This is a genomic window from Amycolatopsis sp. WAC 04169, assembly GCF_003947535.1.
Lineage (GTDB): Bacteria > Actinomycetota > Actinomycetes > Mycobacteriales > Pseudonocardiaceae > Amycolatopsis > Amycolatopsis keratiniphila.
Genome location: NZ_QHJI01000012.1, coordinates 24,967 through 41,933 on the forward strand (window position 1 = coordinate 24,967; position 16,967 = coordinate 41,933).

General features: G+C 69.0%; 17 protein-coding genes. 10 read left to right on the forward strand and 7 right to left on the reverse strand.

Going from position 1 to position 16,967, the window contains the following annotated elements; all coding sequences use genetic code 11:
* Positions 1 to 83: 83 nt before the first annotated feature.
* From DMC61_RS31555 to DMC61_RS31575, 5 genes are all read left to right on the forward strand, one after another.
* Positions 84 to 629, forward strand: a complete 546-nt coding sequence (locus tag DMC61_RS31555) for a hypothetical protein (protein WP_125693777.1) — start codon at positions 84 to 86, stop codon at positions 627 to 629.
* The gene (locus DMC61_RS31560) at positions 626 to 1,726 is read left to right on the forward strand and encodes a peptidoglycan-binding protein (RefSeq protein WP_125693779.1); all 1,101 of its coding nucleotides are present in this window, start codon (positions 626 to 628) and stop codon (positions 1,724 to 1,726) included. Before DMC61_RS31555 ends, DMC61_RS31560 begins: the two co-directional genes overlap by 4 nt.
* Complete coding sequence (locus DMC61_RS31565; RefSeq protein WP_007033339.1) at positions 1,723 to 2,409, forward strand: ABC transporter ATP-binding protein; 687 nt, start codon at positions 1,723 to 1,725, stop codon at positions 2,407 to 2,409. The genes DMC61_RS31560 and DMC61_RS31565 overlap by 4 nt, the downstream gene beginning before the upstream one ends.
* Complete coding sequence (locus DMC61_RS31570; protein ID WP_125693781.1) at positions 2,406 to 3,620, forward strand: ABC transporter permease; 1,215 nt, start codon at positions 2,406 to 2,408, stop codon at positions 3,618 to 3,620. Before DMC61_RS31565 ends, DMC61_RS31570 begins: the two co-directional genes overlap by 4 nt.
* 80 nt (positions 3,621 to 3,700) lie before the next feature.
* Positions 3,701 to 4,903, forward strand: a complete 1,203-nt coding sequence (locus DMC61_RS31575; RefSeq protein ID WP_125693783.1) for a glycosyltransferase 87 family protein — start codon at positions 3,701 to 3,703, stop codon at positions 4,901 to 4,903.
* On the opposite strand, the gene serC is transcribed toward DMC61_RS31575, so the two are convergent.
* Positions 4,900 to 6,027: a phosphoserine transaminase gene (gene serC / locus DMC61_RS31580; RefSeq protein WP_125693785.1), complete on the reverse strand. Its 1,128-nt coding sequence runs from the start codon at positions 6,025 to 6,027 to the stop codon at positions 4,900 to 4,902. The genes DMC61_RS31575 and serC overlap by 4 nt on opposite strands.
* Before the next feature lie 116 nt (positions 6,028 to 6,143).
* Here serC and DMC61_RS31585 point away from each other — a divergent pair, with 116 nt between their 5' ends.
* Together DMC61_RS31585 and DMC61_RS31590 are read left to right on the forward strand one after the other, a co-directional pair.
* The gene (locus DMC61_RS31585) at positions 6,144 to 6,461 is read left to right on the forward strand and encodes a hypothetical protein (RefSeq protein ID WP_125693787.1); all 318 of its coding nucleotides are present in this window, start codon (positions 6,144 to 6,146) and stop codon (positions 6,459 to 6,461) included.
* Positions 6,461 to 6,970 (forward strand): hypothetical protein, encoded by a 510-nt coding sequence (locus DMC61_RS31590; RefSeq protein WP_125693789.1) that lies wholly within the window; start codon positions 6,461 to 6,463, stop codon positions 6,968 to 6,970. The genes DMC61_RS31585 and DMC61_RS31590 overlap by 1 nt, the downstream gene beginning before the upstream one ends.
* On the opposite strand, the gene DMC61_RS31595 is transcribed toward DMC61_RS31590, so the two are convergent.
* The 5 genes from DMC61_RS31595 to DMC61_RS31615 are packed head-to-tail and all read right to left on the reverse strand — an operon-like array spanning position 6,967 to position 11,744.
* Positions 6,967 to 8,313, reverse strand: a complete 1,347-nt coding sequence (locus DMC61_RS31595) for a serine hydrolase (protein ID WP_125693791.1) — start codon at positions 8,311 to 8,313, stop codon at positions 6,967 to 6,969. The two genes, DMC61_RS31590 and DMC61_RS31595, sit on opposite strands and share 4 nt — an antisense overlap.
* Positions 8,314 to 8,327: 14 nt before the next feature.
* Complete coding sequence (locus DMC61_RS31600; RefSeq protein WP_125693793.1) at positions 8,328 to 8,948, reverse strand: response regulator transcription factor; 621 nt, start codon at positions 8,946 to 8,948, stop codon at positions 8,328 to 8,330.
* Positions 8,945 to 10,099, reverse strand: coding sequence for a sensor histidine kinase (locus DMC61_RS31605; protein WP_125693795.1), 1,155 nt, complete (start codon positions 10,097 to 10,099; stop codon positions 8,945 to 8,947). Before DMC61_RS31605 ends, DMC61_RS31600 begins: the two co-directional genes overlap by 4 nt.
* Entirely contained in the window at positions 10,096 to 10,908 is an 813-nt protein-coding gene (locus DMC61_RS31610) for an ABC transporter permease (protein WP_125693797.1), read from the reverse strand. The genes DMC61_RS31605 and DMC61_RS31610 overlap by 4 nt, the downstream gene beginning before the upstream one ends.
* Positions 10,905 to 11,744 (reverse strand): ABC transporter ATP-binding protein, encoded by an 840-nt coding sequence (locus tag DMC61_RS31615; protein ID WP_125693799.1) that lies wholly within the window; start codon positions 11,742 to 11,744, stop codon positions 10,905 to 10,907. Before DMC61_RS31615 ends, DMC61_RS31610 begins: the two co-directional genes overlap by 4 nt.
* Positions 11,745 to 11,997: 253 nt before the next feature.
* Here DMC61_RS31615 and DMC61_RS31620 point away from each other — a divergent pair, with 253 nt between their 5' ends.
* Entirely contained in the window at positions 11,998 to 12,888 is an 891-nt protein-coding gene (locus DMC61_RS31620; protein ID WP_125693801.1) for an endonuclease domain-containing protein, read from the forward strand.
* Between the two features lie 46 nt (positions 12,889 to 12,934).
* On the opposite strand, the gene DMC61_RS31625 is transcribed toward DMC61_RS31620, so the two are convergent.
* Positions 12,935 to 13,525 carry a TetR/AcrR family transcriptional regulator gene (locus DMC61_RS31625; RefSeq protein WP_125693804.1) on the reverse strand — a complete coding sequence of 197 codons (591 nt, stop codon included), beginning with the start codon at positions 13,523 to 13,525 and terminating at the stop codon, positions 12,935 to 12,937.
* 213 nt (positions 13,526 to 13,738) lie between these two features.
* Between DMC61_RS31625 and DMC61_RS31630 the strand changes: the two genes are divergently transcribed.
* Together DMC61_RS31630 and DMC61_RS31635 are read left to right on the forward strand one after the other, a co-directional pair.
* Entirely contained in the window at positions 13,739 to 15,238 is a 1,500-nt protein-coding gene (locus DMC61_RS31630; protein ID WP_125693805.1) for an MFS transporter, read from the forward strand.
* Between the two features lie 36 nt (positions 15,239 to 15,274).
* Complete coding sequence (locus DMC61_RS31635; protein ID WP_125694275.1) at positions 15,275 to 16,966, forward strand: SDR family oxidoreductase; 1,692 nt, start codon at positions 15,275 to 15,277, stop codon at positions 16,964 to 16,966.
* Position 16,967: the final 1 nt, after the last annotated feature.

Below are 16,967 nucleotides of genomic sequence, written 5' to 3' on the forward strand. Positions count from 1 at the left end.
CGCGATATAAGCAACATCGCTTACCGCCCCGGAATCGCTCGCTCCGTAGAAATCGGGGCGCCAAGACGACCGAAGGAGCAGCGATGCGGAAACGACCCATGGCGGTGCTGATCGCCGGAGCGGTCTTCGCGCTCGTGGCCGGTTGCGGTGGTGGCGGGGACGGCGGCGACAAGGTCGCCTCGATCTCTTCCCCGCCCGCCGCCGGCACGGGCGACGGTAAGCAGGCGGACAACGTGTCCGACGAGGAGAAGTTCCGCGATTACCGGAAATGCATGCGTGAGCACGGGATCGAGATGCCGGAGCCCAAACCGGACGGCAGCGGGCAGGACGCGGTCACCTTCGACGCGCGTGACATGCCGGACGAGAAGAAGATGAACGCCGCGAGCGAGGCGTGCAACAAGCTGCTGCCGAACGGTGGCGAGATCAAGCCGCCTTCGCCGGAAGAGCTCGACAAGATGCGCAAGGAAGCCAAGTGCATGCGCGAGCACGGCATCGACTTCCCGGACCCCGATCCCAGCGGCAAGGGCTCCGCCATGACCCTGGACGCGGGTGGCGACCCCAAGAAGTTCGAAGAAGCGGCGAAGGCCTGCGGTCTCGGCATGACCATGAGGGCGGCTCCGGCGAAATGAGCGAACACGAAGGGCCCGGCGGCGCACGGCGGTCGCGCCGGGCACGCTGGTTCATCATCGCGGCGGTCCTCGTCGTCGTGGCCGGGACGATGTCCGTGGTCGTGCTGACCAGGGTGGCCTCCGAGGCCCAGCAGGTCGGGCAGGCGCCGCCGCCGGTCGAGACCGCGAAGGTCGAGAAGACCGACCTGCAGGAAGAAGAGGAGGCGAACGGGAAACTGGGCTACGGCGAGGAAAGCTCCCTCGCCGGCCGGAAACAGGGCACCATCACCTCCCTGCCGGACGCGGGCGCGGTGCTCACTCGCGGCAAGGCCGTGTACGGCGTCGACGCCAAACCCGTCCCGCTGTTCTACGGCACGCTGCCGTTCTTCCGCGACCTCGCCGACGGGGCCGCGGACGGCCCGGACGTCAAGCAGCTGGAAGAGAACCTGAAGGCGCTCGGTTTCGGCGGTTTCGGCACGCCCGACAAGAAGTTCACCTCCGCCACCGCGGCCGCGATCAAGAAATGGCAGAAGTCGCTGGGCCTGGAGCAGACCGGCGCGTTCGGGCAGGGCGACGTCGTCCTCGCGTCCGATGAGATCCGGGTTTCGCAGCTCGCCGCGCAACTCGGCGGCCCCGGCGGCGGCGAACTGCTGAAGTACACCGGCACCGAGCGCGTCGTCGAGGTCAAACTCGACGCCGGCAAACAGGCCATCGCGAAGGCGGGGGACAAGGTCGGGGTCGACATCACCGGCGGCAAGACCACGACCGGCGTGATCAGCGAGGTCGGCAAGGTCGCGGAGAACGGCAAGGACGGCGCCGGGCAGGACGACGGCAAGCCGAAGATCAAGGTGAAGATCAAGCTGGACGATCCGGCCTCGGCGGGATCGCTCGACTCGACGCCGGTTTCCGTGCGGTTCACCAAGGAAGTCCACAGTGGAGTGCTGGCGGTCCCGGTCGGCGCGGTGCTCGCGCTCGCCGAGGGCGGTTACGCCGTCGAGGTCGACGAAGGCGGCAAGCGGCGTCTCATCGCGGTGAAGACGGGCCTGTTCTCCAACGGACGCGTCGAAGTCACCGGCACCGGCCTCGCCGCCGGGATGCGGGTGGTGACGACGTCATGACCCCGGTGCTGGCCGTGCGCAACGCCTCGCGCACCTATCCCGGCGGCGTGCGCGCCCTGCACGAGGTGACACTGTCCATTGAGGACAGGGAGATGGTCGCCATCCTCGGCCCGTCCGGTTCCGGCAAGTCGACGCTGCTGCAGCTGATGGGCACGCTCGACCGGCCGACCAGCGGCGTCATCGAACTGCGCGGGCACGACGTGGCGAAACTGCCCGACCGCAAGCTTTCGGCGTTGCGGTCGCGGTGGATCGGGTTCGTGTTCCAGCAGTTCTTCCTCAGCGAGGGGGTGAGCGCGGTCGACAACGTCGCGACGGGCCTGCTGTACGCGGGGGTGCCGCGGCGGAAACGGCGCGAGCGGGCGCTGGCCGCGCTCGACCGCGTCGGGCTCGCGCACCGGGCGGGGCATTTCCCGAACGAGCTCTCCGGCGGGGAACGGCAGCGGGTGGCGATCGCGCGGGCGGTCGTCAACTCGCCGTCGATCCTGCTGGCCGACGAGCCGACCGGGAACCTCGACACGGGCAACGGCGCGGCGATCCTCAACCTGCTGGCCACGCTGAGCTCGCAGGGGACGACGGTCGTGATCATCACGCACGACCGGGAGATCGCGGCGGGTATCCCGCGGCGCATCGAGCTGCGGGACGGCCGGATCCGGCTCGACACCGGGACGGGGGTGCTGGTGTGAGCGCGCCCGTCCTCGAGAAGACGCCGGATCCGGCCCGGCTCGGCCCGCGTGACGTGCTGAACCTCGGCGCGCACGGGATGCGGACGCGGCCGATGCGGGCGGTGTTGTCCGCGCTCGGCATCGGGATCGGGATTGCGGCGATGGTGGCGGTGCTCGCGATCCCGGCTTCGGGTGCGAAGGCGTTGCAAGACCAGCTGGCCGCGCTGGGCACCAACCTGCTCACGGCGGGCCCGGGCAAGACGCTGTTCGGCGGCGACGCGACCCTGCCGGACAGCGCGGTGCCGATGGCGAAGCGGATCGCGCCGGTCACGGCGGCGTCCGCGACCGGGACCACCGGCGGCACCGTGCGGCGCACGGACAAGATCGACAAGGACGAGACGTCCGGCCTCGGCGTCTACGCGGCGACGCCGGATCTTCTCGACGTCATCGGCGGCGCCGTCCGCGACGGGCAGTTCCTCCGGGACGCGACCCGCGACTATCCGGTCGTCGTGCTCGGTTCGGTCGCGGCCGCGCGGCTCGGGATCGACCACATCGACCCGGCGAAACCGCCGCAGGTGTACATCGCCGGGAAGTGGTTCACCGTCGGCGGGATCCTCGGGCCGACGCCGCTGGCGCCCGAGATCGAGCGTTCGGTGCTGGTCGGCTGGGACGCGGCCAAGCGGCTCCTCGACTTCGAGGGTCACCCGACGACCGTGTACGTGCGGGCGAAGGATTCGCAGGTCGAGAACGTGCGGTCGGTGCTAGCGCAGACGATGAACCCGCAGGCGCCGAACGAGGTCGAGGTCCGTCGTCCGTCGGAGGCGCTGGAGGCGCAGAAGCTGACGGAGAACACCTACAGCGCGCTGTTCCTCGGGCTCGGCGGGGTGGCGCTGCTGGTCGGCGGCGTCGGGGTGGCCAACACGATGGTGATCTCGGTGCTGGAACGGCGCCGGGAGATCGGCCTCCGCCGGGCGCTCGGCGCGACGAAACGGCAGGTGAGAGGCCAATTCCTGGCCGAGTCGGTGCTGTTGTCCGGACTCGGCGGGATCGCCGGGGTCCTGGTCGGGGTATTGGTGACGTCGGGATACGCGCTGAGCCAGGGCTGGCCGGCGGTGCTGCCCGTCGGCGCGCTGCTCGGCGGGGTCGGGATCTCGGCACTGGTCGGTGCCGTCGCCGGTGCCTACCCGGCGATGCGCGCGGCGCGCCTGCCCCCGACCCAGGCCCTTGCCTAGCTCGTGTTTCGTCCTCTGGATGCGGTGGTCCACCGCATCCAGAGGACTGAACGCGGAGTGGCGGTGGGTAATCTCGCCGGGTGCTGGTGGGATTGTCGGGGCGGAAACTCGCGGGGGCGTTGCTCGCGCTCGAAGCCGTCGTGGTCGGCGTGCTGTTCACGCTCAAGGTGTTCGACGGCCAGGACCTCGAGGTCTACATCGGCGGCGCGCGGCTGCTCGTCGACTCCGGCGACCCGTACGGCGCGTGGGTGCAGACGCACGGCGGCTGGCTGCCCTTCACCTACACGCCGTTCGCGGCGGCGGTGTTCCTGCCCGGCACCCTGCTGTCGGCCGCGCTGGCCACGCGACTGGTCGGGCTCGCGTCGATCATCGCGGGCGGGATCGTCGTCTATCTCTTCGTCGCGACCCTCAACGGTTCGCTCACCGACCGTGCGAACGTCCGTGGCCGCGCCATCGCCGTCCTGGTGGCGATCGGGGCACAGGCCGTCGGCGGGATCATGGAGCCGGTCCGCTCGACGCTCGGCTTCGGCCAGGTGAACACGCTGCTGATGCTGCTGGTCGTCCTCGACGCCCTGCTGCCGGGCCGCGCCCGCACGAAGGGCCTGCTGATCGGGATAGCCGCGGCGATCAAGCTGACGCCGGCCTTCTTCATCCTGTTCTTCTTGTTCCGCAAGGACTTCCGCTCCGCCGCCCGGGTGGTGGCGGGTTTCCTCGGTGCGGGCCTGCTGATGTTCCTGGCCGCGCCCGGCGCGTCGGCGAGGTTCTGGACGGACATCCTGTTCGACACCAGCCGTATCGGCGATCGCGGTTACGTCGGAAACCAGTCGCTGCGCGGGATGCTCGCGCGGTTCGGATTCGGCTCGGCCGAAGACGTCGTCTGGGTGCTGGCGTCGATCGCCGTGGTCGCGCTGACCGCGTTCGTGATCGTGCGCCTCGCGGAGCCGGTGTTCGCGCTCACCGCGTGTGCCGTCGGCGGGCTGCTGGTGTCGCCGGTTTCGTGGACGCACCACTGGATCTGGTGCGTGCCGATCCTCGCGCTGCTGATCTGGTCGCGTTCGATCGTTTCGTACGCGCTCGCGGCCGTGACGGTGGCGCTGTTCGTGATCGCGCCGATGTGGCTCGCGCCGCGGCCCGCCGGGAGCTTCGGCTGGTGGCTGGCGACGGAGTCCTACGTGCTGTACGGCCTGGTCCTGCTGCTCTTCTTCGCCCTGGTAGCGCGTGAAGGCCCCCTTCCCTCGGCTCAGCCGAGGGAAGGGGGCCTTCACGCGCGAAAAGAGTCCTAGCCCAGGCGCTCGACGACGTACTCGATGCTCTGGGTCAGCTTCGTGATGTCGTCCGGGTCGATGGCCGGGAACAGGCCGACGCGCAGCTGGTTGCGGCCCAGCTTCCGGTACGGCTCGGTGTCGACGATCCCGTTGGCGCGCAGCACCTTCGCCACCGCGGCGGCGTCCACCTCGTCGGCGAAGTCGATGGTGCCGACGACCTGCGAGCGCAGCGACGGGTCGCTGACGAACGGCGTCGTGTAGCTGGTCTTCTCGGCCCATTCGTACAGCCGGGTCGACGAGTCGCGGGTCCGCGAGGTCGTCCACTCCAGACCACCGTTCGAGTTCATCCACTCGATCTGGTCGGCCAGCAGGAACAGCGTCGACACCGCCGGGGTGTTGTAGGTTTGGTCCTTGCGCGAGTTGTCGAGCGCCGTGGTCAGCGACAGGAACTCGGGGATCCAGCGGTCGCTCGCGCCGATCTCGCCGATGCGCTCGACGGCCGCGGGCGAGGCCAGTGCGATCCAGAGGCCACCGTCGGAGGCGAAGGACTTCTGGGGCGCGAAGTAGTAGACGTCGAAGTCCTCGGCCTTGACCGGCAGACCGCCCGCGCCGGAGGTGGCGTCGATGGCGACGAGGGCGCCTTCGCTGCCTTCGGGGCGACGGACCGGCACCGCGACACCGGTCGACGTCTCGTTGTGCGCCCAGCCGACCAGGTCGGCGCCGGCCTCGTAAGCGATCTCGGGCGCGCTGCCCGGGTCGGCCTTGACGACGATCGGGTCGGCGAGGAAGGGGGCGCCCTTGGTCACCGTGGCGAACTTCGAGGAGAACTCGCCGTAGGTGAAGTGCTGCGCACGTTCCCGCACGAGCCCGAACGCGGCGGCGTCCCAGAATGCGGTCGTCCCGCCGTTGCCGAGGACCACTTCGTAGCCTTCGGGCAGGGAGAACAATTCGGACAGACCCGCACGCACGCGGCCGACGAGGGACTTCACCGGCTTCTGACGGTGCGACGTGCCGAGGTAGGTGGCACCGGATTTCGCCAGGTTGGCGAGCTGCTCGTCACGGACCTTGGACGGTCCGCAGCCGAAGCGGCCATCGGCAGGCTTCAGGTCCGCGGGGAGGGTCAACTCAGGTGCGTCGGTCATGTGCCCAGTCTCTCAGGTCGGGATGACCCTGCTGATAGTCGGTGTCGCGTGTCCGATATGTGGGATCGAACAACTCGCTCCCGCCGGTGGCAGGCGCACGGGTAGCTTCTCGCCTCATGGCGACAGTGCACGAGCGATTCCCCCTGCCTCCCGAGACGTTGTGGCAGGCCCTCCCGAACGGGGTCACCGCGGTCAAGGGTCAGGTCCCCTACTACGACGCCGCGGCCGGGTACGTCACCTTCTCGACCAAGCTCGGCCTCTTCAGCTACGGGCAGACGGTCACCGTGAAGGTGGAGCGGACGACGGAGGGCTCCGGGCTGGCGATCCAGACGAGCCTGAAGTTCGGCTTCGTCGACTGGGGCGAGGGCAAGCGCATCGCCCGCAAGTTCATCGCGGCCGTCGGCGAGGCGGTCGGGCACACCCCGGCGGCCTGATGCCCGAACCGTGGAGACCCAGATGGGGTTTCCTGTTCCTGTACTTCCTCGTCTTCGTCGTCCACGCGGTCTTCGCCGAGTGGGACGAGACGGCGGCGATCGGCGCACCGCTCGGTTTCGTGGCGACGCTCGTGCTCGTCTTCGTTCCCGGCCTGCCGCGCTGGGTGCACGGAGACGGCCCGGACGAGATCTCCTCACCGAAGACCCGCCAGTGGTGGGCGGCGCTGCGGTTCACGAGCCGGCGCCGTAAAGGTGTCCTCGACGTCGTGTTCGGCCCCTGGACGCTGGCCACCGCCACGCTGGATCCGGACGCGGGCACCGCGCGCGGGTGGGCCGTCCTCGACGGCCGCCCGGCGAAGTTCGTCATCGAACGATGCCCCGGCGAACTCGCCGAATCATTGCGCGGCCCGCGCCGCATGTGGGTCGTCGGCGACCCCGGCTACAGCGACGTCCTGGTGTGCGCCGACGGCGGCCGTGAGTTCACGACCGCCGCCATGCGCTTCCGCTAGCGCCAGCCCTCGGGATCGACGCCGCCCGGGATGGGTGCGGCCGGGTCGAACGGGGTGCGCGAGAAGATGAACGTCGCGAGGTCGAGGTGGTTCGGCTTGCCCGCCGAATCCCGGCCGACCCGCAGCGTTTCGCCCGCGTAGTAGGCGTCGAGGCCGACCCAGGTGTCCTCGCCCACCGGCGCGAACCGCGACGCGCGGCCGGGGCCGTCGGTCGGCGCGAGGGAGAACAAGCCGCCCGGGAGCAGCCGCAGGTGGTACGGCGTCGGCCCCCAGTGCCACAACCCGGTCAGCTCCAGCAGCTTCGGGTCCACAGTGGACGGTTGCCATTCGGCGGGCATGGACGGCTCGTGCTGTTCGGTCAGGTTCATCAGGTCGAGGCAGAGCTGCGTGATGCCGACGCCCGCCGTCGAGTTCGTCAGCACCAGCGCGCCGATGCCCGCGTTCGCGTCGACCAGCGAGCAGGCGAGGAAGCCCGGCATCGATCCGGTGTGCCCGGCCAGCCGCCTGCCCTCCGTGCGGACCAGCATGACCCCGAGACCGAACCCGGTGGTCCAGGTGTCGCCGTCGTCCACGGTGACCATTTCGCGCATCTCCGCGACGGTCTGCTCGCTCAGCACGCCGCCGGTGTGCCCGCCGAGGAACGCCGTCCAGCGGGCGAGGTCGGTGGCCGTCGACCACAGCTGGCCGGCGGGGGCCATCGCGCCCGCGTCCGGCGACGGCTCCGGCATGAGGAGATCGGCGAAGGGATGCACGGCGAACCCGTCCGCGTGCGCGCCTTCCGGATGCGGCGAGGTCCGGGTCATGCCGAGCGGGCCGAGGATCTCGGCGCGGACGACGTCGAGCCACGACTGCCCCCGGTGCCGGGCGACCAGCTCGCCGAGCACGCCGTAGCCGACGTTGCTGTAGTGGAACCGGCTGCCCGGCCGCAGCCGCGTCGCGTCGTCCTTGAGGCTCTCGACGAGCGCGTCCCAGTCCGCGCCCACGGTGCGCTCCCACCAGGAACCGGGCGATTCCGCGGTCAGCCCCGAGGTATGCGACAACAGCTGCGCGATGGTGGCCGAGCCGAACGAGGTGCCGGGCAGGTGCTGCTCCAGCGGGTCGTTGAGGTCGAGCTTGCCTTCGTCGCGCAGCCGCATGACGGCCGTCGCGACGAGTGTCTTGGTGATCGACCCGAGCCGGTACTGCGTGTCGGCGCCCGGTGTCTCGCCGCCGACGCGTCCGCGCCCTCCGGACCAGGCGAGTTCCCCGTCGCGGACGACGGCGGCGACGATGGACGGGGTGCGGCACGAGGATTGCTCGTGCGCGAGGCGGCGAAGCAGCGCCATTTCGGTCGTGGCAAGCATGGGACGCATTCTGCCTACCCGAGCAGTCCCAGTCGCATAGCGGTGGTCACAGCGGCCGTGCGGTCCGAAACGTCCAGTTTCCCGAACACGCGCAGCAGATGGGTCTTGACCGTCGCCTCGCTGATGTGGAGTGTGCGGCCGATGTCGGCGTTCGTGCTTCCCCGCGCCACCAGCCGGAGCACCTCGATCTCGCGCGCCGACAAGGGCGACGCCGTCGGGTTGCGCACCCGGTTCACCAGCTTCCCGGCGACCGAAGGCGCCAAGACCGTCTCGCCGCGCGATGCGGCACGAATCGCACCGGCGAGCTCCGCGCGCGAAGCGTCCTTCAACAGGTAGCCGGAGGCTCCCGCTTCGACCGCGCGCAGGATGTCCGCGTCCGTCTCGTAGGTGGTGAGCACGACGACCCGCTGCTCCGGCCGGTCGGCGAGGATCTTCCGCGTCGCGCCGACGCCGTCGAGACCGGGCATCCGCAGGTCCATCAGGATCACGTCCGGCTGCTTGACCCGGCTCAGCGCGACGGCCTCGTCACCGGAACCCGCTTCCCCGACGACGCTCAGATCCGGCTCGGCCTCCAGCATGCCGCGCAGGCCTTCCCGCACCACGGGGTGATCGTCGACCAGCATGATCGTGATCACGCGGGCACCTCCAGTTCCAGTGTCGTCCCCGCCCCGGGTTCGCTCTTCAGCGTCACGATGCCACCGACCTGATCGGTGCGCGCGCGCATCCCCGCCAGACCGAAGCCACCTGTGGGCGCGGCGGGATCGAAGCCGATGCCGTCGTCCGTGACGCCGAGCCGGACCCGTCCGTCCACAACGGACAGACGAAACGAGACGCGGGTGGCGCGGGAATGCTTGCGGATGTTGCTCAGCGCCTCCTGCGCCGCTCGCAGAAGCACGACCTCCGTGGACATCGGGAGCGCGGGAAGCGGGCAGTCGGCCTCGATCGACGCCTCGATCCCGGTCTCCTCGGTCAGCCGTTCCACCTGACGGCGCAAGGCTTCCTCCAGTGAAGCGGCAGCGAGCGCCGACGGTCCCTGCGCCGCGACCATCGCCCGCGCCTCGGCCAGGTTCTCCCGCGCCGTTCGCGCCGCGAGCTCCAGGTGTCGGCGGGCCGCCTGCGGGTCGGTGTCCATTTCGGACTCTATGGCCTGGGTGAGCGTGACGATGCTGGTGAAACCCTGCGCGAGCGTGTCGTGGATCTCGCGGGCCATGCGTTCGCGTTCGGCGGCCGTCCCCGCCTCGCGCGAGAGGCGGGAAACCTCCGCCTGACTGGCCCGCAGCTGGTCGATCAGCGCGGCCCTGCTCTTGCTCTGCTCGATGATCTGGGTCGTGTAGCGGCCGGCGAGGATGCTGAAGACGATCAGGATCGCCGTCATCGGCAGGAGGACCGGCTGCTCGTCGAGCCCGCCCCGGACGAGCAGCGATGCCGGGCTCGACAGCACGGCCACCGTGGTGAGGATCGACGCGGTCTTCGTCGGCATCGTCATGTACAGCACGGGGCAGACCAGGAAGAGGACGAAGCTGGAATTGCCCGAGGCGAAGACCGCTCCCAGCGTGAAGAGCATCATCATCCCGGCGAACAGCCACGGTGTGTGCTCGTACTCGGGCCCTTTGATGAGCCGACGACCCTGGACCAGATAGGTGAGGCCGAGGCCGGCCAGGCACAGGAGCGCGACCGTCTTGTTCGTCGTCGTCCCGTCGTCGAGGAGTACCAGGGCCACCGTCGCGACGAAGGTGACCCCGAACAGGACCTCCCACAGCCAATAGAACCGCTCCCAGGCGTTCACTTGCCTTCGTTCGACCAGCGGAACGTCAGCTTCGCCAGCAGCAGCCCCGCGGCGCACCACGCCGTCAGCACCAGCGCCACCATCGGTAGTTCCCATGTCCCCGCCATTTCCTGACTCGCGGCCTCGGCCGGCAGGAACACCGAGCGGAAGCCCTGGCAGATCCACTTCACCGGGAAGAACGAAGCGATGTCGACCATAACCTTCGGCAGCTCGGTGATCGGCGTGACGAACACCCCGGAGATGAACTGCAGCGCGATGTAGATCAGATTGGCCACGGCGACCGCGCCGCTGACCGTCCTGGTGACCGAGCCGAGCGCGATCCCCAGCAGCGTGCAACTGGTGATGCCGAGCAGGAAGACCCAGGCGGCGGTCAGCAGTTTCACCGGATCGGTGGGCAGTTCCAGGTCGAACAGCAGGACACCGACGACCGACATCAGCACCACCTGGGCGACACTCGTCACGCCGACCAGGACGATCTTGCCGATGAAGTAGGCCGCCGCGGGCATCGGTGTGCCACGCAGCCGTTTCAGTGCGCCGAGCTCGCGGTCGGACGCGAGGTTGATCCCGATGCTGGTGAACGACGTCGAGACGATGCCGGAGCCGATCATGCCCGCGGCCAGCACCTGCCCGGTGGTGATCGCCATACCCGGCATCGAGGAGTTCAGCATCGAGCCGAGCAGGATCATCAGCAGGGACGGGAAGGCGAAGGTGAAGATCACCTGCTCGCGGATGCGGAAGAACTGTTTTATCTCCGCGGCGCCGCGGACGAGACCGAGCGAGAAGGTGCCCGGGAGGGCCGGCGCGCTCATCGGGCTTCTCCGATCAGGCCGAGGTAGGTGTCTTCGAGGGTGGGGCGGTGGACGGTCAGCTCGGCCGGCTCGCGGCCGTCGGCGGAGAGTTCGCGGATCAGCTTGGCCGGGAAGTGGGTGCGCTCCTGGTGGCCGCCGCGCTCGTCGGTCCAGCGGACGGTGGCCTCCGCGGTCGACCGGCCGCCGAGCGTCCGCGGCGTTCCTTCGGCGACGATCGCCCCGCGCGTGATGACCGCGACGCGATCGGCCAGCGCTTCGGCCTCGTCCAGGTAGTGGGTGGTGAGCAGGATCGTGGTGCCTTCGCGGGCGAGACTCCTGATCAGCTCCCAGAACTGGCGCCGGGCCGCCGGGTCGAATCCGGTCGTGGGCTCGTCGAGGAACACCAGCTCGGGCCGCCCGATGATCCCGAGCGCGACGTCAACGCGACGCCGTTGCCCGCCGGACAGGCTTTTGACGCGGGCGCCGGCCTTTTCGGTCAGGCCGACCTTCTCGATCACTTCCTCGGTGTCACGAGGGTTCGGGTAGTAGCGGGCGAAGTGCCGGACGGTCTCCGCGACGGTGAGCTCGGCGGCGTCGTTGGCCGTCTGCAACACGATCCCGAGTCTCGCCCGCCAGGCCCGGCCCGCCGTGCCGGGATCCTCGCCGAGCACGTCGACCTCGCCTTTTGTTCTTTTGCGATGGCCCTCCAGAATCTCGACCGTCGTCGTCTTGCCCGCGCCGTTGGGGCCGAGCAGCGCGAACACCTCGCCCTGTTCGATGTCGAGGTCGATCCCCCCGACGGCCGTGTGGCCTGGGTACTCCTTGCACAGGCCACGCACTTTCACCGCTGTGTTCATCCGTCGATCGTGCTTCAGTGGCCCGCTGTCCCGGGACGACCGCTGGACTGAACCCGACTGTCAACCGATCGATGGACACCGGTGTCACCCCCTCCTCCCGCATTTAGTCCTCTGGATGCGGTCCTTGCGCGTGCAACTACCGCATCCAGAGGACTAAATGCGGGCTTCCACAGGCTCGGGGAGTTGTGGATAACTCGCGTGAAGATGATCTTGAAACCGGTGATCGCCCGGGAGCGGATGTCATCGTTCGGTCGTGCCCAGTAATAGTTACGCGACGACCGAGTTCTTCGGTCCCTTCGTCGGCAGCCGTGCCGTCAGCGAAGGAGACTTGACCCGCGCCCAGCTCCGCTCGGGGCCCTACAACCGGCTCTTCCAGGATGTCTACGCCCCGATGGGCATCCCCCTGGATCACGAGCTGAGGTGCAAGGCCGCGATCCTCATCGCGCCTGATGGCGCGGTGCTGACCGGGTGCTCGGCCGCGACGGTCCGCGGATTCCCGTTCTCCCTCGAGAACGACCCGGTCGAGTTCGTGGTGCCTGAGGCGAGAGGCTTTCACAGCCTGCGGGGAACGTACCTCCGGCGTACCAGGCTGCTCGGGCACGACTTCGTGCCATGGCGGGACGGCCTCATCGCGACGCCTTTGCGCATCACCATGGACATCTTGACCGAGACTCGCCTTCGCCGCTCCTTTCCCCGTGTCGTCGGCTTGCTGGACACACTGCTTCGCGCCGGCTTCATCGACGGCGAAGCGCTCAAGGTGTACCTGGAGCACCGGCATGACAACGGGATCGTTCGAGCTCGTCAAGCCTTGGCCTTCGCGGACGAGCGCGCGGAGTCCATTCCGGAGTCGGAGGTCAGGGTGTGGTTGAGACTTCACGAAATCGACGCGGAGCCCCAGGTCGAGGTCTATCGCGGTACGCGGTTCCTCGGTCGGCTCGACCTCGCGATCCGTGAGGCCAAGGTCGCCGTCGAGTATGACGGAGCTTGGCACCTCGAAGGTGAGCAGCCGCGCTTGGACGCGCGTCGGCGAGCGATGATCGAGGCTGAGGGCTGGGAGTTCGTCGTCATCACCAAGGAAGAGCTCTACGCCGACCCGCGGGCGATGGTGCGCAGGGTCAAGGCCGCCATCACCTCCCGCATTTAGTCCTCTGGATGCGGTCCTTGCGCGTGCAACTACCGCATCCAGAGGACTAAATGCGGGGAGTCAGGAGGGTGCGCACGGAGGTTTCGAGGGACGGAAGGAGAGCGGCGGGGTCGGCGGCGGTGAGCATCCGGTTCGCGAAGCCGTCCGAGAGGGCGAGGACGGCATCGGCCAGGTCGCTCGCCGCGAGGTCGTCCCGGACGTGGCCCTCCGCCTGCGCTTTCGAGATGTACTGCGTCGTGATCTCCGCGAGCTCGTCGTAGCCGGTGCGGATGAATTCGGCCCAGGACGGCCGGACGGCGGCGCGGGCGGTGAAGGCGTTGATGACGATCACCTCCGCGCGGCGCTGCTCGTCGAGCGGCATCGCCTCGAAAAGCAGGCGGAGCAGCAGATCCAGCAGGTCGCCGGACTGATCGAGGGTTTCCCAGCGTTGTTCCAGGAACTCGCTCGTCATGTCGAGGGCGAAGCGGAACAGGTCTTCCTTGGTGGAGAAGTATTTCTGGACCGCGCCCGCGGACACCCCGGCTTCGACGGCGACGGAGCGCACGCTGACGGCCTCGACGCCTTCGCGCGCGACGATGCGCAGGAGGGCGCCGGCGATCTCCCGGCGGCGTTCGGCGCGGTCCACGATCTTCGGCACGGATGCATCCTCCTCTTGCGCCGCGACTGTGTGGGTTTTGGGACATCAGATGTCCCGAAATCCACACAGTCCCCGGGCGACAGCGGACCTCTCGCGAAGGGGGTGTGGAAATAGAGACGTTGAGTGTCCCTATTTCCACACAGGCCTCACTCTGCGTCACTTGCCCGCTCAACATCTTTAGAATACAGTCGTATCCGAACAAGGGGGACTGGGGTGGACGAGGTAGCACAGAAGAAACGCGCGGAAGAGAACCAGCTCGCCGCCGCGCTGACCAAAGGCCCGGCGGAGGTGCTCGATTTCCTCCTGCCGCTGTGGGTGGGGAGCCAGCTCGGCGCGTCGGCCGCCGAGGTCGGTGCGCTGACCGCGTTGGAGACGTTGGTGTCGTTTGTGGTCCGGCCGATCGCGGGCTCGCTCGCGGACCGGTTCGACCGGGGTCGGATCGCGGCCGTCGGCGCTGTCCTCTATGGACTGTCCTTTGTGGTCTACGCGGTGGCGCCGGGAATCGGCGTCGCCTATCTGGCCGCGGTTCTCGGCGGTGCGGGTGGTGCGTTGTTCTGGGTCGCGTTGCGGGCACGGGTCGGGGAGGGGCTCGCGACGGACGACGGCGCGTTCAGCAAGCTGTTCGCGGCCGAGGGCGGCGGCACGTGGATCGCCTTCGTGGTCGCGCTGACCGCGATCGCCTGGATCGACTACCGGGGCGTGTTCTGGCTCGGCGCGGCGGCCTGCGCGGTGGCCGCGGTGGTCCTGCTGGGCACGAAGTCCGCGCAGGTACGCGAGGAGGACGCGCCCCGGCTGCTGCAACTGGGCAAGAGGATGCGCCCGATGCTCGCGCTCGTCGCGTTGACCGCGATGGCCGAGGCCGGCGTCGCCCTGTTGCTCCTGATGCACCTGCAACGCGGGCATCAGCTCCAACTCGGCGAGATCGCGGCGGTCTTCATTCCCGGCTTCATTGTCTACAGCCTGCTGCCGGACTACCTGCACGGTTTCGTCCGCAAGGTCGGCCGGACGCGGATGCTCGCGCTGGCGATGGTGGCGAGCGCGATCTTCGCCGCCGGGCTGTCCTTCGCGCCGAGCCCGCCGGTGCTCGCGGTCATGTGGGTTCTGTCCGCGGCGGCGTTCGCGGCGGCCATCCCGGTCGAGCAGGCGGTGGTCGCCGAGGCGGCCGGGCTGAGCCTCGGCCGGGCGATGGGGATCTACGAGAGCGCGACGCTACTCGGAGCGACGGCGGGAACCTTTCTCGCGGGACAGCTCTACGGCTCGGACGCCGGATGGCGGGTCGCCTGCTTCGGCGCGGCGGGGCTCCTGCTCTTCGGATCTTTCGTGGTTCGTGGCGCCGTACGGCGTGTCGGAGTTGCGGAGTTTCCCGTGGAACCACGAAAAACGGTGTCACAAAAGGAAAAGCGGGCACCCCGCACGATCGAGGACGGTCCACAAGCGGCCGAATCGGTGACGGAGGAGGCGAACAAGCGCGCGAACCCGCTCCGGAACTGGGCGATCCACGCTGGGGTCTACATCGTCGCGCAGGTGGCGCTGGCTGTCGCCGGTTACAGCTGGCCCGTCGAAGCCTTGTTCGGCGGCCCCCGCCCGGTCGACTGGTACTGGAACTCCAGTGGTCACTGGCTGTTGAACCTCGGGCGTATCTGGACCTTCGTCCTCGTGATCGACACCGTGTGGACCTTCGGCCGTGCGCTCTTCAAAAAGCGGCCTTATTGACAAGTTGTCTAACATGACACTATGTCTCACAAGTGGGTGACGGCCAGCGACGGTGTCCGCCTTTCGGTCCGGGTGACCGGCATCGACGACGCGCCCACGGTGGTGCTCGTCCACGGCTATCCGGACAACGGCTCCATGTGGGACGGCGTCGCCGCCTTGCTGGAACGCCGCTACCGGGTGGTCGTCTACGACGTCCGCGGCGCGGGCCGCTCGGACAAGCCATTGGGACGAGCGTCCTACAAACTGGACCAGCTGTCCGAAGACCTCGCCGCGATCGTCGACGAGGTCCAGCCCGAGGGCAAGGTCCACCTGCTCGCGCACGACTGGGGCTCCATCCAGACCTGGCATTCGGTCACCGGTGACAGGCTCCGAGGACGGCTCGCGTCGTTCACGTCGATCTCCGGGCCGAGCCTCGACCAAGCGGGCGCGTGGTTCCGCGCGCAGGTGCGCCCGAGCCCGAAACGGCTGAAGAACGCGCTCGTCCAGTGGGCGCATTCGACCTACATCCTCGGCTTCCAGATCCCCCTGATCCCGCAGGTGCTCTGGCGCACCGGTGCGATGGGCGCGCTGATCGGCCGGATGGATCCGGCGGCCGCCGCGCCGTCCACTTCGGACGGCCTGTACGGCCTCAACCTGTACCGCGCCAACATGTTCACGCGCCTTTCCCGGCCGAGGCCGCGGCCCGCCGAGATCCCGGTGCAGGTGCTCGCGCCCACCGGGGACAAGTTCGTCACCACGCCGCTGCAGACCGAGATCGAACGCTGGGCGCCGGACCTCCGGATCCGCCGGATCGTCGGCACGCACTGGGTGGTCCGCGAGAAGCCGCAGGTGATCGCCGACGCCACCGCCGAGCTGATCGACCACGTCGAAGGCGGCGAGGAGAGCCGTGCGCTCAAACAGGCCAGGACGAAAGGCTTCGCGCACAAGCTCGTCGTGATCACCGGCGCCGGCAGCGGGATCGGCCGTGCGACGGCGCTCGCGTTCGCGGAGAGGGGCGCGGACGTCGTCATCACCGACATCAATGGTTCCGCCGCCGCCGACACCGCGAAACTGCTGCGGGACAAGGGTGTGACCGTCGGCGAATACACAGTGGACTCGTCCGACGCCGAAGCGGTCGAGAAGTTCGCTCAGCGGGTCAAGGAGGAGTTCGGCGTCCCGGACATCGTCGTCAACAACGCGGGGATCGGCCTTTCCGGCCCGTTCCTCGACACGACGGTCAAAGACTGGGAACGCCTCATCGACGTGAACCTGTGGGGCGTCATCCACGGCTGCCGCGTCTTCGCCGAGCAGATGCGGGAACGGGCGGAAGGCGGCCAGATCGTCAACGTCGCCTCGGCCGCCGCGTACCTGCCGTCGAAGATCCTTTCCGCCTACGCCACCACGAAATCCGCCGTGCTGACCTTGAGCATCTGCCTGCGGGCGGAACTCGCGGCCGAGAACATCGGCGTCACCGCGATCTGTCCCGGCATCGTGAACACGAACATCACCAGCACCACCCGTTTCGTCGGGGTCGACGACATCGAGCAGAAGCGGCGCCAGAAGTCGAGCAGCAAGCTGTACGCGAAGCGCGGCTTCGGCCCGGAGAAGGTCGCGCGCGACATCCTGCGCGCCGTCGAGAAGGACAAGGCGATCCAGCCGTCGACGCCGGAGGCCAAGGCCGCGCTCGTCCTCTCCCGGCTCACCCCCGGACTGCTGCGGGCCGCGGCGAAACTGGACGTCACCCCGTGAC

Bases quoted from the DNA above. Each gene is read 5' to 3' on its own strand.
- DMC61_RS31610 (WP_125693797.1), bottom strand. From the start codon at position 10,908: ATGAGCGCGCCGGCCCTCCCGGGCACCTTCTCGCTCGGTCTCGTCCGC.
- DMC61_RS31555 (WP_125693777.1), top strand. From the start codon at position 84: ATGCGGAAACGACCCATGGCGGTGCTGATCGCCGGAGCGGTCTTCGCG.
- DMC61_RS31595 (WP_125693791.1), bottom strand. From the start codon at position 8,313: ATGCTTGCCACGACCGAAATGGCGCTGCTTCGCCGCCTCGCGCACGAG.
- DMC61_RS31590 (WP_125693789.1), top strand. From the start codon at position 6,461: ATGCCCGAACCGTGGAGACCCAGATGGGGTTTCCTGTTCCTGTACTTC.
- DMC61_RS31560 (WP_125693779.1), top strand. From the start codon at position 626: ATGAGCGAACACGAAGGGCCCGGCGGCGCACGGCGGTCGCGCCGGGCA.
- DMC61_RS31585 (WP_125693787.1), top strand. From the start codon at position 6,144: ATGGCGACAGTGCACGAGCGATTCCCCCTGCCTCCCGAGACGTTGTGG.
- serC (WP_125693785.1), bottom strand. From the start codon at position 6,027: ATGACCGACGCACCTGAGTTGACCCTCCCCGCGGACCTGAAGCCTGCC.
- DMC61_RS31565 (WP_007033339.1), top strand. From the start codon at position 1,723: ATGACCCCGGTGCTGGCCGTGCGCAACGCCTCGCGCACCTATCCCGGC.
- DMC61_RS31615 (WP_125693799.1), bottom strand. From the start codon at position 11,744: ATGAACACAGCGGTGAAAGTGCGTGGCCTGTGCAAGGAGTACCCAGGC.